The organism is Aeromonas sp. 75A (genome assembly GCF_051919425.1).
Classification (GTDB): domain Bacteria; phylum Pseudomonadota; class Gammaproteobacteria; order Enterobacterales; family Aeromonadaceae; genus Aeromonas; species Aeromonas veronii.
Genome location: NZ_JBQBES010000002.1, coordinates 3,417,225 through 3,430,050 on the forward strand (window position 1 = coordinate 3,417,225; position 12,826 = coordinate 3,430,050).

A 12,826-nucleotide genomic window follows, 5' to 3' on the forward strand; every position below is an offset into this window, starting at 1 on the left:
GAGCTATTTATAAACTATAACTCACTAACTGCATGATTTTAAATGAAATAAAATTCATTTAATTTTTATTGAAAAAGTTGAATCGTGATTTGCGTCACGTTATTCTCGCCGGCTGTTCAGTCAGGTGATTAATAATGATGAAGTTCACAATAAATGCAATCTCAGTTGTCATCGCAATGTCAGCCAATATCGCGCTGGCATCCCCATGGCATATGGTTGAAGCACACAATAGGCAGGCGGCTGATACAGTCACAACTAGTACCTATACCAGCTTTCAGGTCGATGAAGAGTTTATTCAAAACCTACGTGCTGGCGATACGCTGATTACCTTGCCATTACCCAATGGTGGAATGGTGCAATTTGAAGTGCAGCCCTCGTCGGTGTTGCCACCTGCATTGGCCGCCAAGTATCCGGATATCATGACCTTTAAAGGCCATGAGGTGGGTAATGAAAATAACACTGGCAGTTTTGATATTTCCCCACGTGGTTTTAATGGCATGTTTATGCACCAAGGGGAGCAGGTGTTTATTGATGTTCAACGTAGTGGTCTTTATTCTGTTTATTACAAGAAAAATGTAAAACCGCGAAAAAATGGGCATCATGAAGAGCTGATGCAGAATAATACAAGTGAGCATGAAAGTGAAAAAAAGCGCTCATTGTTAGATAGTGCAACTCAGCAAGCAGCACAAAATTATAACTTTCCTGGAATAAAAACATATCGGATTGCGATATCTACCACTGGAGAGTATACCACCTCATTTTATGGTAAAGTAGGCGCTTTGTCATCTATTGTAACATTGCTGGCTCGAGTCAATGAGATATATGAGCGTGATCTCGGTATAAAATTTATCTTGGCTGATGGCAATGACAATGTCATTTTTGAAGATGCATCTACAGACCTGTTTTTTAATGGGGACAATGCAGATGCCACTCTCACCACGCCAATCATGGATAGAAACGATGCTTATCGAAATGAGCTCGTCCAGCTGATGGCTCACAGAGAGACAGATCTCACTAAAAAACTAGGCGATTTTGATATTGGTCACGTGCTTACGACTACCAATTATTCTGGTCTGGCAATGGGAACGCTATGCGCAGCTCCAAATCGAGGTTATAGCGGGGAAAACTCCCCTGGTCGAAATTTGCGTTCTAATGCAATGAGTGGAGCCGGTAATGGCAACTCGGGAGCGGGAATCGCAGAGATTGATGCGGTGTTTGTCGATACCTTTGCGCATGAAGTGGGTCATCAGCTCGGTGCAGAGCATATCTTTAATGTCGACATCCTCGGACGTGTAGCTAATTCCGCTTGGGAGGTTGGTAGCGGTGCGACCATCATGGGTTATCCGGGCAGAGTTGGCATGGGGTCACAAAATCTGCAATCTAAAACGACTGGTTATTTTCATAGCAAGTCCATTGAGCAGATGCTTGCTGTGCTAGCCAGTCGTCCAGATAATTGTGGCGCTGTTGAGCCTATGACCAAGCAAGATATTGATGTGAATATCTCGCCAGCATCGCAATCAAAAGTTATTCCTGTTAGAACTGCATTTTCACTCACAGGGATTGGTTCTGATGAAGATGGAATGACCTTTACCTGGGAACAGGTTGATCTTGGTCGAGCGACAGAGAGTGCATCTGATATATACTATGGGAAATTGAACGATGGCCCCTTATATCGTTTTGTGGCGCCTACAACGTCTCCTGAACGTCACTTTCCTTCTTTAGCGACTCAGCTAAGGGGATATGAACGATTTATGTTGCAACAGCCTGAGCTAATAAAAGATGAAGAGAAGGGCGAACCATGGGTCAATGTACCGCGCACCCTTAACTTCCGTCTGGTCGCCCGTGATGGCAAAGGTGGTGGTGCCTATGATGAGACCTCGGTCGAGGTGGTCGATACAGGTTCACAAACCTTCAAGATATTGCCAGCCCCTGACCAGCGTATTCTGGTTGGTAGCCCGACCACAGTGAATTGGCAAGTAGCTGGAACCGATGGTGGCCGCATCAACTGCCAGCGGGTCGATATCAGTTATAGCAACGATGAAGGCAAGAGTTGGCAGCCGCTGGTCAATGGCGTGAACAACAATGGCGCCCATGAGGTGACCATTCCGGCCAATGCTGGCAGCGCTGTTCGCCTCAAGCTGGCCTGTAGCGACAATATCTTCTATGCCATTACGCCAAAACTGGCGACCAAGAGCAGCGATACACCGGCTCCCCAGCCTGAAAGCAATGGCGGCGGTGGCGGTGGTTCGACCGGTCTGTTCGCGCTGCTGGGCCTTGGTATCGCTGCGCTGCTGCGTCGTCGTGAGATCATGAGCTACTAAACCAGATAACCCAAGGGTGCGATTACCCATCTTTGGTAAATTGATGAACCAAGCGAAGAGGCGTTAGCCTCTTCGCTTTTTTTGTATGGTTTACAAGGTCGCTTTATCGAGCGCACAATGCCTGCAATCATTCTCTTGATGGTCGTGGAACCATTATTTATTTGAAGGAAAATCAAGATGATGGATGTTGCTGATCTGCGCCGTGAATACTCCCGTGGCGGGTTGCATCGGGCCGATCTGCCGGCCGAGCCGCTGGTGCTGTTCGAAAAGTGGTTGGCGCAGGCCTGTGAGGCCAAACTGACCGATCCCACCGCCATGGTGGTGGCGACGGTGGATGCCGATGGTCAGCCCTGGCAGCGCACTGTGCTGCTCAAGCACTACGACGCCCAGGGGATGGTCTTTTACACCAACATGGGTAGCCGCAAGGCGCAGCAGCTGGAAGGCAACCCCCGTATCAGCCTGCTCTTTCCCTGGCATACGCTCGACCGTCAGGTGCATGTGACCGGTCGGGTGGAGAAGATGAGCACCTTCGAGGTGATGAAGTATTTCCACAGCCGTCCCAAGGATAGCCAGATCGCTGCCTGGGTCTCCAAACAGTCGACCCGCATCTCGGCCCGCGGCGTGCTGGAGGCCAAGTTCCTCGAGCTCAAGCAGAAGTTTGCCAATGGCGAAGTGCCGCTGCCGAGCTTCTGGGGCGGATTCAGAGTGGTGATCGAGACGGTGGAGTTCTGGCAGGGGGGCGAGCACCGGCTGCACGACCGCTTCTACTACACCCGCGACGGGGATGGCTGGCATATCGAGCGTCTGGCCCCCTGATCGCGCTGTTCAAATCTGTTTTCACAAGGAGTGTGTATGCGTCTGTATGGTGATCTGCGTTCCGGCAACTGCTACAAGGTGTGGCTGCTGGCCCGCTGGCTGGAGCTGCCCCTTGAGTGGGTAGAGGTCGATATTCAGGCGGGGGATACCCGTACCCCCGCATTTTTGGCCATGAACCCCAACGGCAAGATCCCGGTGCTGGAGATTGGCCAGGGCGATACACTGGCGGAATCCAACGCCATCCTCTTCTATCTGGGGCAAGGCAGTGCCTTGTGGCCAACCGATCCGCGCCAGCAGGCCGAGGTGCTCAAATGGATGTTCTTTGAGCAATACAGCCATGAGCCCTATATCGCGGTGGCCCGCTTTATTGTTCACTATCTCGGCCGCCCCGAGTCCCAGGAGGCGCGTCTCGACGGGCTGAAAGCCGGTGGCGAGAAAGCGTTGGCGGTAATGGAGCAGCAGCTGAAACAGAGCCCCTACCTGTGTGGTGATGCGCCTACCATCGCCGATATCGCCCTTTATGCCTACACCCATGTGGCAGAGGAGGGGATCTTCTCTCTGCAGGGGTGGCCCGCTATCCGTAGCTGGATCGCCCGTGTTGAAGCCCATCCCCGTCACCTGACGCTGCCCGCGGCCTGTCAGGCCAGCTGATGGAACTGCTGATCGAGGCCAGTCTGTGGCAACCGCAGTGGGCTGCGCTGTTGCCGCACTGGCAGCAGCAGGGTCATCGCTGGCAGCTGCTACTGGGCAAAGAGGCGGCCGCCGTCCTCGATCAAACCGATGCTCCCTGGGCGAGCAGTCCTCCTGACGGGGTGCTCTGCCCGGGGGCCCTGCTGGCTGCTTGGCTCGATGGGGATCTGCTGGCGGATTTTCATGTTGATCCCAGCCGCCAGATCCTGATCAGTGCCTCTACCTCCCTATTGACCCTCGCCAGGGAGCAGGGACTGCTCACCCTTGGCCCTGTGGGGGCCGATCTGCCGCTCACCCCCGAGGCCGATTTGGGCGCCGTGCTCAATCGCCTGCTGGCGCGCCGCGTGACGGTGCCGACCCTGGCTGAGGGGCATTCGCTATCAGGTGTCGTGTTGCGACAACTGCAGGCCGACGATGAGCGCGAGATAGTGCGCTACTGCAGCGACGAGGCGCTGGCGCGCTACACCCTCAATATTCCTCACCCCTATCCGCCGGAGGGGGCCCGCGACTGGCTGGCGCTCAGCTGGCGCAAGGCGGCGCTTGGCCTTGGCTGGAGCTGGGCCATCACCTTGCCAGAGGAGCAAGGTGCGGCGTTGCTTGGGGTGATCTCCCTGCACTGGAATGGCGAGCTCGCCTGGTGGGTGGGCGTGCCCTGGCAAAATCGCGGTCTGGCGACTCGGGCCGCTGGCTTGGTCAAGGGGTTCGCCTTTGACCAACTGCAACTGCCTGCGCTGACGGCTCGCCATATGCCAGACAATTTAGCCTCCGGCCGGGTGATGGCAAAAGTGGGGATGCACTATCGCGGGCGGCGCCATATCAGTGGTCGCCAGCCGTGCGAGGTGAGCTACTGGCGACTGGATCGCGCACCCTCCTTACCCAATCCCTTGCCCGAGGAAATTTCCAGCTGGCTTGCTGATGAGCGGATCGCCGTGGTGATCCTGTATGATCCCGCAACGACCAATCGGCAGAGTACCAACGGCAAGCTTGCCATCTCGCTCTTTGTGGATGAGAGGGGCGCGGGGGAGAAGCCCTGTTTTCTGCGTTGCCCGCCGCATCTTGAGCGGTTGCTGGCGCTGCACTGTTATCCCGTCGATCTGCTGGAGCAGGCCGAACCGGAGCAGTTGTCCCATCTTGGCGGCGTCTTGCTGAAAGACAGGGATGAACAGGGGCTGGCATGGTTGCTGCAACTGGCCGCGCTGCAGCGTCAGGGGCCCGATCTGCTCAGCCGCGAGGAGCGCGCATCACGGCGCCACTGGTTCAACCAATTGATGGCGCAGGCGCTGGGCGGCAACGGTGACTCGTCGCAGATACGCTATCAGCAGTTACGGCTGCTGGTGGAGCTGCCGGAGCTGGTCGATGAGCTGGATGGCTGTTGGCATCAAACGCCCGAACTGACCTTTGAGCGGTTGGCGCGGGAGGCTCCCGCCCTCTGGCTGGCCTACCGCGAGGCGATGAACAGGGCCACCCCGGCTACGCTAACAGCCTTGCAGCAGCAGTTTGCCGCTCGTTTTCCTGAGTGCACCCTCCCATTTTTGGACAAAGGTACTCAGAATGACCAGCCGTTGTGTGGAATAATGCCCGCTCTGCTGTACGAGGAGTAATACCTGATGTTGAGAACCGAGCGCCCCGGTGACATGCTGCCGGTTTATGAGCTGCTGAGTGCTGCCTTCGGTCGTGCCGATGAGGCCGAACTGGTCAACCGCCTGCGCGAATGTGGTGCTGCCGTAGTGACCATGGTCGAAGAGGAAGAGTACGAGTTCATGGGGCACCTGATGCTAAGCCCGATCACCATTAACGGCATGGAAGGTCCCTGGCTTGGTCTGGCGCCGGTCGCGGTTCATCCCGACTGGCAAGGTCAGGGGATTGGTTCTGATCTCATCCGTGAAGGGCTTGATACGGCGCTTGAGATGGACTGGAAAGGGGTGGTAGTACTCGGGGATCCGGCCTATTACAGCCGTTTCGGTTTCCGCCCGGCCAGCGAGTTTGGCCTGCACTGCATCTATGAGGTGCCTGCCGACTGTTTTATGGCAATGGAGCTACAGGAGCGCGGTTTTGCGGGTGTGCAGGGTGAGGTGCTTTATCACCCCCTGTTTGATGAACTCCCCGACGAGCTGCCGGACGCGCAGGCAGAAGTGTCCCATTTATAGCGAGACGTCGCAGCGACAAGCCACAACGAAAAAGCCCTCATCGAGGGCTTTTTCATCTTGTATTGGTCCCTGCCGGGCTTATTCGAGCAAATAGGCTCAGGCAATGATATCGAGCTGGGTGCCCTTGCGTTTATCTTCACCCAACATGTCCCCCATCTGCTGGGCGAGCGGGCTCTGCTGGAATTGCATGTAGTCGCTCAGATTCTGCTGGCGCTGGTAGCGATTCGCAGCCTGATACATATCAGCCGTGCTCGGGCCCGACTTGCTGTCGCTCTGCTGACCGCTGGCCTCCAGGTAGCGCTCCACCACGGCTTTATCTTGCTGGTTAGCCGTATAAGAGACCGCCATGGTTCTGCGAGCCGTTGCTTTCTCTTCGCTCTGTGCCTGCAATTCATCCTTCTTGGTCAGTGCTTCGTTACGGGCCTGACTGACCTGCTCGGGCGTGACAGCGGGAGAGGAGGGGTATTTGCCGTAATCGGGCAGCGGCATGGGCCGGGAGGTGATTTGCATGGTGGCGCTTCTCTTTTGAACAGGGACGGACGCATGATACCCATCCATGTTAGCTCAATAAATCACCACTTGTCGGTTCATCAAGAGTAGGTTCAGCTTCGCGCATCGATTGTTAATTGAACCGCCTCTGAGTGACAAAAAAAGGCGCCATAAGGCGCCTTTTTATCCTTCGCTTACCGCCGGCTCAGTTGAAGAACCAGTAACCACGGTTGACCAGACGGGTCAGCAGTTGCAGGAAGCCGGCCTGATCGGCAAGCTCCACCATGTCGGCCTGGGTGACCATGTCCTTGTCGCACAACAGCGAAATGGCGGCCGCATCTTCGCTTGGCAGGGTCCAGGCTTCGCCGTCGATATAGCACTGCTGGCTCTCGCCGCTGAACCAGACGGTGCGCAGACCCGGCACCTTGATGGCGGGCTCGCCCTGGGTCAGCAGGTCGGCCACTTCCTCGGCGCTGTAGTCCGGCTCGACCGGATTGACATCCAGATCGTGCTTGGCTTCGGAGATCATGGTGCCGAACCACTCCTTGAACAGGGTCTCGTCATCGAGGGCCTGTTGCATCAGCTCGCGCAGACGGTGCAGCTCGTGGGGCTGGATCTCGCCGTGACGGGCACGGGGCTTGAGGTCGGCATCGCCGTAACGCTCGGTACGCACCTCGTTGTCGATCAGGTGATCGGCAAAGGAGGAGATAAGCGCCTTGGCATCCGGCGCGCGGAAGCCCACCGAGAAGTTCATGGAGGGCTCGATGGCGTAGCCTTCGTGGGGGAATCCGGGCGGAATGTAGAGGATGTCGCCCGGCTCCATGATGATGTCGATGATCGCCTCGAACGGCTCGCAGTGCAGCAGGGCAGCATGGGCGGCAAACTCGTTGAGCGGCTTGGCATCGCCAACCCGCCAGTGACGCTTGCCGATACCCTGGGTGATGAACACGTCGTAGTTGTCGATGTGGGGGCCGACACCCGCGTGAGGGGTGGAGAAGCTCACCATCACATCGTCAAAGCGCCAGCCCGGAATGAACTGGAACGGCACCGCCAGCTCGTTCACCTCGGGGGCCCAGTGGTTGCAAGCCTGTACCAGAATGGTCCAGTTCTCTTCGCCCAGATGGTCATAGGATTCGAAGGGACCGTGGGCAGCATCCCACTTGCCGTCGAAACGGGTGACCAGACGGGACTCTACCACCTCTTCCATGGCCAGACCCGCCAGCTCGTCCGGGCTGATGGGATCCTGAAAGTCCTTGAAGCCGCCCTTGATAAGGAGCGGGCGCTTCTGCCAGTAGTGCTCGAGGAAGTGAGCGATATCCAGATTGAGTTCGTACATAGATCTTCTCGTCAAAGGGTTCGACAAAGGTCAGGAGAGGTCTTGCCAGAGGCGGCTGCCGGCCTCGGGCAAGCCCTCTTGCAAAGCGTGTATAGGGTGCCACATAAAATAACCGGGGCCCTGTTGCAGATCATGCACAGGGCCCCGGAGGTCTCATTTATCCGCTTATTTCAGCAGATCAACCAGACGCTGGGCGTCACCGATGTAGTTGGCCGGGGTCAGCTTCTTCAGCTCGACCTTGACCGCTTCCGGCAACTCCAGGGTGTCGATAAAGGTGCGCATCCCTTCGGCATCGACGCGGCGACCACGGGTCAGCTCCTTGAGCTTCTCGTAGGGCTTCTCGATACCGTAGCGGCGCATCACGGTCTGGATCGGCTCGGCCAGCACTTCCCAGTTGGCATCCAGATCGGCGGCCATGGCGGCGTCGTTGGCTTCCAGCTTGGAGATACCCTTGAGGGTGGACTGATAGGCGATAAGGGAATAGCCGATGGCAACGCCCAGATTGCGCAGCACGGTCGAGTCGGTCAGATCCCGCTGCCAGCGGGAGATGGGCAGCTTGCTCGCCAGATGCTGGAACACAGCGTTGGCCAGACCCAGATTGCCTTCGGAGTTCTCGAAGTCGATGGGGTTGACCTTGTGCGGCATGGTGGAGGAGCCGATTTCGCCAGCGATGGTGCGCTGCTTGAAGTGGCCCAGGGAGATGTAACCCCACACATCGCGGTCGAAGTCGATCAGGATGGTGTTGAAGCGGGCCATGGCATCGAACAGCTCGGCGATATAGTCGTGCGGCTCGATCTGGGTGGTGTAGGGGTTCCAGGTCAGACCCAGGGAGGTCACGAACTCCTCGGAGAACTGGTGCCAGTCCACTTCCGGATAGGCGCTGATGTGGGCGTTGTAGTTGCCGACTGCGCCGTTGATCTTGCCGAGGATCTCCACCGCCATAATCTGCTTGTACTGGCGCTCCAGACGGTAGGCGACGTTGGCCATCTCCTTGCCCATGGTGCTCGGGGTCGCCGGCTGGCCGTGGGTGCGGGAGAGCAGCGGCATATCGCGGTACTCGTGGGCCAGACGCTTGAGCTCGCCGATCAGCTTCTCGCAATAAGGCTTGATGACCTCTTCGCGGGCGGTTTTCAGCATCAGACCGTGGGAGTTGTTGTTGATGTCTTCCGAGGTGCAGGCGAAGTGGATGAACTCGCTGACAGCCGCCAGCTCCGGGTTCACTTCGACTTTCTCTTTGAGGAAGTACTCCACCGCTTTCACATCATGGTTGGTGGTGCGCTCGATCTGTTTGATGCGGGCGGCGTCGCTCTCGTTGAAGTTGCTGACGATGCCGTCGAGCAGGGCGTTGGCGGCCGCGCTCAGGGCTGGGACTTCCGGGATCCCGGCGTGGCTGGCCAGTTTCTGCAACCAGCGAACCTCGACTTCAACGCGAAAACGCAGCAGGCCGAATTCGGAGAAGATAGGGCGCAGGGCATCGGCCTTGTCGCCATAACGACCGTCAATCGGGGAAACAGCAGTCAGCGCGGACAGCTCCATGGGGTGAACTCCTGATGATTTGTGTGGGGGATCCGTATCCACTCGCGCGTGGGGCTGAGTTGTCATCAAGGCTGATGTGCGGCTGTTCACCCTGATGTCGACCTCGCTTGCCCGCGCGCGAGCCGATGATTAGTAACGTTTGGCCAGCTCCACCATCTTCTTGCGAGCGAAGATGATCTGGGTGCGGCTGCCACCGAGCTGACGCCACAGCACGCAGGCACGAATGCCCGCCAGCAGCAGGGCGCGCACCTTGTGCTGCACCAGCGGTTGCTGCAGGAACAACGGGGTACCCGCCACCTGGATGCGCGGCCCGATGGGGCTGATAAGATCGCTGTAGATGCTCGCCATGTTGGCCAAAATCTGCTCGTCGAGCAGATCGAAGTGCTGTTGCTGGCGGCCAATCTGGCTGATCCGCTCACCCAGCATATTGAGAATGTCCTTGCGCTTGGCCAGCTTGCGCTCCAGCGCAATCAGGCTTACCACGTAGCGGGTCAGCTCGGCATTCTTCTGGCTGCCGTCGGCACCCAGCTGCTCGACCAGCGCACGGTAGCCGTCGCGAATGGCCAGATGGGTGTTGTTGAACACCTCGAGTGGCTGGCTCGGGTTGGTCACCAGAATGCTGGAGAGGCTCTCGCGCAGGGCGGCCTCGTCACAGCTGCCGTCTCGGGCCACCTTCTGCACCAGATACGCGGCCTGGCAGATGCCGGCAAAGGCCATGGTTCTGTCTTGGAATTTATCGCTCACGTCTGCTGCCTTCTGTTAAAGATTCAAACCGGATGGCTGAAACGTTGTTCGATGATGCCACCGCCCAGACACACTTCCCCGTCGTAGAAGACGGCGGACTGGCCCGGGGTCACCGCAGCCTGTTTCTCGTCGAAGATGACCCGGATGGTCTCATCGTCGATGGGCTGGATCAGGCAGGGGATATCCTGCTGACGGTAGCGGGTCTTGACGGTGCAGCGACGCGGCTCGCGGATCGGAGTGCGATCCACCCAGTGCAATTGGCTGGCAATCAAACCATCGGAGTAAAGGCGGGGATGTTCGCCCTGCGCCACCACCAGCACGTTGCGCTCGACCTCTTTGTCGACCACGTACCAGGCCTCTTCGGTGGCATCTTTGCGACCACCGATACCGAGCCCCTTGCGCTGGCCCAGGGTGTGATACATCAGACCCTGATGCTCGCCGATCACCTTGCCATCCACGGTCTCGATCTTACCGGGCTGAGCGGGCAGGAACTTGGCCAGGAAGTCCTTGAACTTGCGCTCACCGATAAAGCAGATACCGGTGGAGTCTTTCTTCTTGGCGGTGATGAGATCCAGCTGCTCGGCGATGCGGCGCACCTCGGGCTTCTCCAGATCGCCAACCGGGAACAGGCTCTGACCTACCTGCTTCTCGCTCAGGGTATAGAGGAAGTAGCTCTGATCCTTGTTGGTATCGAGACCGCGCAGCAGGCGCGGGCGGCCGGTGCTATCGTCACGGCGCACATAGTGGCCGGTGGCGATGTAGGTGGCACCCAGCTCTTCGGCGGCAAATTCGAGGAACGCCTTGAACTTGATCTCCTTGTTGCACAGGATATCGGGGTTCGGCGTGCGGCCAGCCTTGTACTCTTCGAGGAAGTGCTCGAACACATTGTCCCAGTACTCGGCCGCGAAGTTGATGGTGTGGAGTTTCATCCCCAGCTTGTCGCAGACGGCCTTGGCATCAGCCAAATCCTGGGCGGCAGAGCAGTACTCGTCCGTGTCGTCTTCTTCCCAGTTCTTCATGAACAAGCCTTCGACCTGATAGCCCTGCTGCTGGAGCAGGTAGGCCGAGACGGAAGAATCCACGCCGCCGGACATGCCGACGATCACCTTGATTTGGCTGTTGTCTGTCATTAGTCGAAGTTACCAGTTCGTTTAAACGGGGCGTATTCTACCAGAGTTTTGCGCCCCCGGTCACATATCCATGCCGCAGTTCCCATCAGGAGCCTGATAGCAGGAAATCGTTTTTCTGTTGTTGGCCTGTGCCGCCTGAAAAGAGTGCCAAATGGCCTCAGATAAAGGCCTTGAGCGCCGAGAGCGGCAGGCGGGTACCCGCCAGATAATCCTGAATGCACTGCCACACCAAGGGGCTGCGAAGGGCCGGTTTGCATTCCGCTATTTCTTCCAGCGTGAGCCAGTGGCAAGCCAGCACATCGCCGTCAGGATCCTCTGGATGGTGCTGACCCGGCGCTTTTTCAAGGTCGAAGATGATGGCGGTGCGCACATAGGTGGCCTCGCTGTCGGCCGGTTTGAACAGATAGGTACCAAGCCAGGCGGTCGGCGTGGCGGTCAGACCCGTCTCCTCTTTCAGCTCACGACAGGCCGCTTCAAGCAGGTTTTCCCCCGGCTCCACATGGCCGGCGGGTTGGTTGAAACGGCGCTGGCCTTTTATCTCCTCTTCCACCACCAGAAAGCGCCCCTGCCACTGCACCAGGGCGGCGACCGTCAGGCGCGCCTCCATACGGGCGTGGCTGGTGGTCGATTGCTCTGCCTGATTGCTCATCATGACTCCTTGTCGTTGCTATCGGGATTGCCCGCTCGGGCGGGTCTGCGTGCCGTTCCTCGCCCGCTGCTGCGGGGTTTGCCGCTGGTCGGGTTTGAAGTTGAACGCTCGGTTGGGTGAGTGCTGCGGGGGCGTTCGTCCCGTCTCGGCTGGCTGGGCCGCCGTGGCGCCTCTCCTGCCGGTTTGGCCGGTTTGGCGGTATGAGCGCCTGAACGGGATGAGGAGGGTCGCGGGCGGCCGGTGGAGAGCGGCGCCAGCTCGGGGGCGGGCAGGCTGCGGCTCTCGCCGGGGGCCAGTCCATCCAGGGTCCAGTCACCGATGGCGTAGCGAATAAGGCGCAGGGTGGGGTGGCCGATATGGGCGGTCATTCGCCGTACCTGGCGGTTGCGCCCCTCGATAATCTTGATCTCCAGCCAGCTGGTGGGGATCTCCTTGCGCTCGCGGATCGGCGGATTGCGCGGCCACACCGCAGGTTCATCCATGATGCGCGCCCCGGCGGGCAGGGTCATGCCGTCGTTGAGCTCCACACCGGCGCGAAGGGCGGCCAGTTTCTCTTCGCTCGGGATCCCTTCCACCTGCACCCAGTAGGTCTTGGGGGTCTTCTCCCCCGGCTGGGTCAGGCGCGCCTGCAGCTTGCCATCGTTGGTGAGCAGCAACAGCCCCTCACTGTCGCGATCGAGCCGCCCTGCGGCATAGATGCCGGGCTCTTTGATGTAGTCCTTGAGAGTCTCGCGGCCCGCCTCGTCGGTGAACTGGCAGAGCACCATGTAGGGCTTGTTCAGCAGGAGCAATTTGCGATCCTCTGGGGCCAGCTCCGGTTTGCGGGGGGATGCATAGCGGGGTGCGGCTGGTTTGGCCGCCGTGCGCGGGGCGTTATCGCGCGGCGCGCGGCTGACAGAGAGACGGGAGCGGGGAGATTTCATCGGATACACACTTCAGACAGACGATGGCAGCGAGTGTACCACAGG

At 58.4% G+C, this 12,826-nt stretch carries 12 protein-coding genes; 5 read left to right on the plus strand and 7 right to left on the minus strand.

What is annotated here, in order from left to right; genetic code table 11:
* Positions 1-134: 134 nt before the first annotated feature.
* The 5 genes from ACTG2T_RS16035 (at position 135) to ACTG2T_RS16055 (ending at position 5,974) form a co-directional block, all read left to right on the plus strand.
* Positions 135-2,321 carry a reprolysin-like metallopeptidase gene (locus ACTG2T_RS16035; RefSeq protein WP_330125066.1) on the plus strand — a complete coding sequence of 729 codons (2,187 nt, stop codon included), beginning with the start codon at positions 135-137 and terminating at the stop codon, positions 2,319-2,321.
* Between the two features lie 177 nt (positions 2,322-2,498).
* On the plus strand, positions 2,499-3,137 hold the full coding sequence (gene pdxH, locus ACTG2T_RS16040) for a pyridoxamine 5'-phosphate oxidase (protein WP_069529067.1): 639 nt from the start codon (positions 2,499-2,501) through the stop codon (positions 3,135-3,137).
* Positions 3,138-3,173: 36 nt separating this feature from the next.
* Positions 3,174-3,788, plus strand: coding sequence for a glutathione S-transferase family protein (locus tag ACTG2T_RS16045; RefSeq protein ID WP_330125067.1), 615 nt, complete (start codon positions 3,174-3,176; stop codon positions 3,786-3,788).
* Positions 3,788-5,428 (plus strand): GNAT family N-acetyltransferase, encoded by a 1,641-nt coding sequence (locus ACTG2T_RS16050; protein WP_330125068.1) that lies wholly within the window; start codon positions 3,788-3,790, stop codon positions 5,426-5,428. Before ACTG2T_RS16045 ends, ACTG2T_RS16050 begins: the two co-directional genes overlap by 1 nt.
* A 6-nt stretch (positions 5,429-5,434) precedes the next feature.
* Positions 5,435-5,974 carry a GNAT family N-acetyltransferase gene (locus ACTG2T_RS16055; protein WP_194496021.1) on the plus strand — a complete coding sequence of 180 codons (540 nt, stop codon included), beginning with the start codon at positions 5,435-5,437 and terminating at the stop codon, positions 5,972-5,974.
* A gap of 96 nt (positions 5,975-6,070) precedes the next feature.
* Here ACTG2T_RS16055 and ACTG2T_RS16060 read toward each other — a convergent pair whose 3' ends face one another.
* The 7 genes from ACTG2T_RS16060 to rluE all read right to left on the minus strand — a co-directional run bounded on the left by ACTG2T_RS16060 (position 6,071) and on the right by rluE (position 12,781).
* Positions 6,071-6,484 carry a hypothetical protein gene (locus ACTG2T_RS16060; RefSeq protein WP_330125069.1) on the minus strand — a complete coding sequence of 138 codons (414 nt, stop codon included), beginning with the start codon at positions 6,482-6,484 and terminating at the stop codon, positions 6,071-6,073.
* A 184-nt stretch (positions 6,485-6,668) separates the two neighbouring features.
* A complete protein-coding gene (locus tag ACTG2T_RS16065; protein ID WP_330125070.1) occupies positions 6,669-7,799 on the minus strand; it encodes a ribosomal protein uL16 3-hydroxylase in 1,131 nt (376 codons plus the stop codon).
* 165 nt (positions 7,800-7,964) lie between these two features.
* Positions 7,965-9,335 (minus strand): adenylosuccinate lyase, encoded by a 1,371-nt coding sequence (gene purB / locus ACTG2T_RS16070; RefSeq protein ID WP_330125071.1) that lies wholly within the window; start codon positions 9,333-9,335, stop codon positions 7,965-7,967.
* A gap of 129 nt (positions 9,336-9,464) precedes the next feature.
* Positions 9,465-10,079: a high frequency lysogenization protein HflD gene (gene hflD, locus ACTG2T_RS16075; protein WP_005334622.1), complete on the minus strand. Its 615-nt coding sequence runs from the start codon at positions 10,077-10,079 to the stop codon at positions 9,465-9,467.
* Between the two features lie 23 nt (positions 10,080-10,102).
* Positions 10,103-11,209, minus strand: a complete 1,107-nt coding sequence (gene mnmA, locus ACTG2T_RS16080; RefSeq protein WP_005353619.1) for a tRNA 2-thiouridine(34) synthase MnmA — start codon at positions 11,207-11,209, stop codon at positions 10,103-10,105.
* Positions 11,210-11,366: 157 nt separating this feature from the next.
* The gene (locus tag ACTG2T_RS16085; RefSeq protein WP_042082454.1) at positions 11,367-11,858 is read right to left on the minus strand and encodes an NUDIX hydrolase; all 492 of its coding nucleotides are present in this window, start codon (positions 11,856-11,858) and stop codon (positions 11,367-11,369) included.
* Entirely contained in the window at positions 11,858-12,781 is a 924-nt protein-coding gene (rluE, locus tag ACTG2T_RS16090) for a 23S rRNA pseudouridine(2457) synthase RluE (protein WP_252412160.1), read from the minus strand. The genes ACTG2T_RS16085 and rluE overlap by 1 nt, the downstream gene beginning before the upstream one ends.
* Positions 12,782-12,826: the final 45 nt, after the last annotated feature.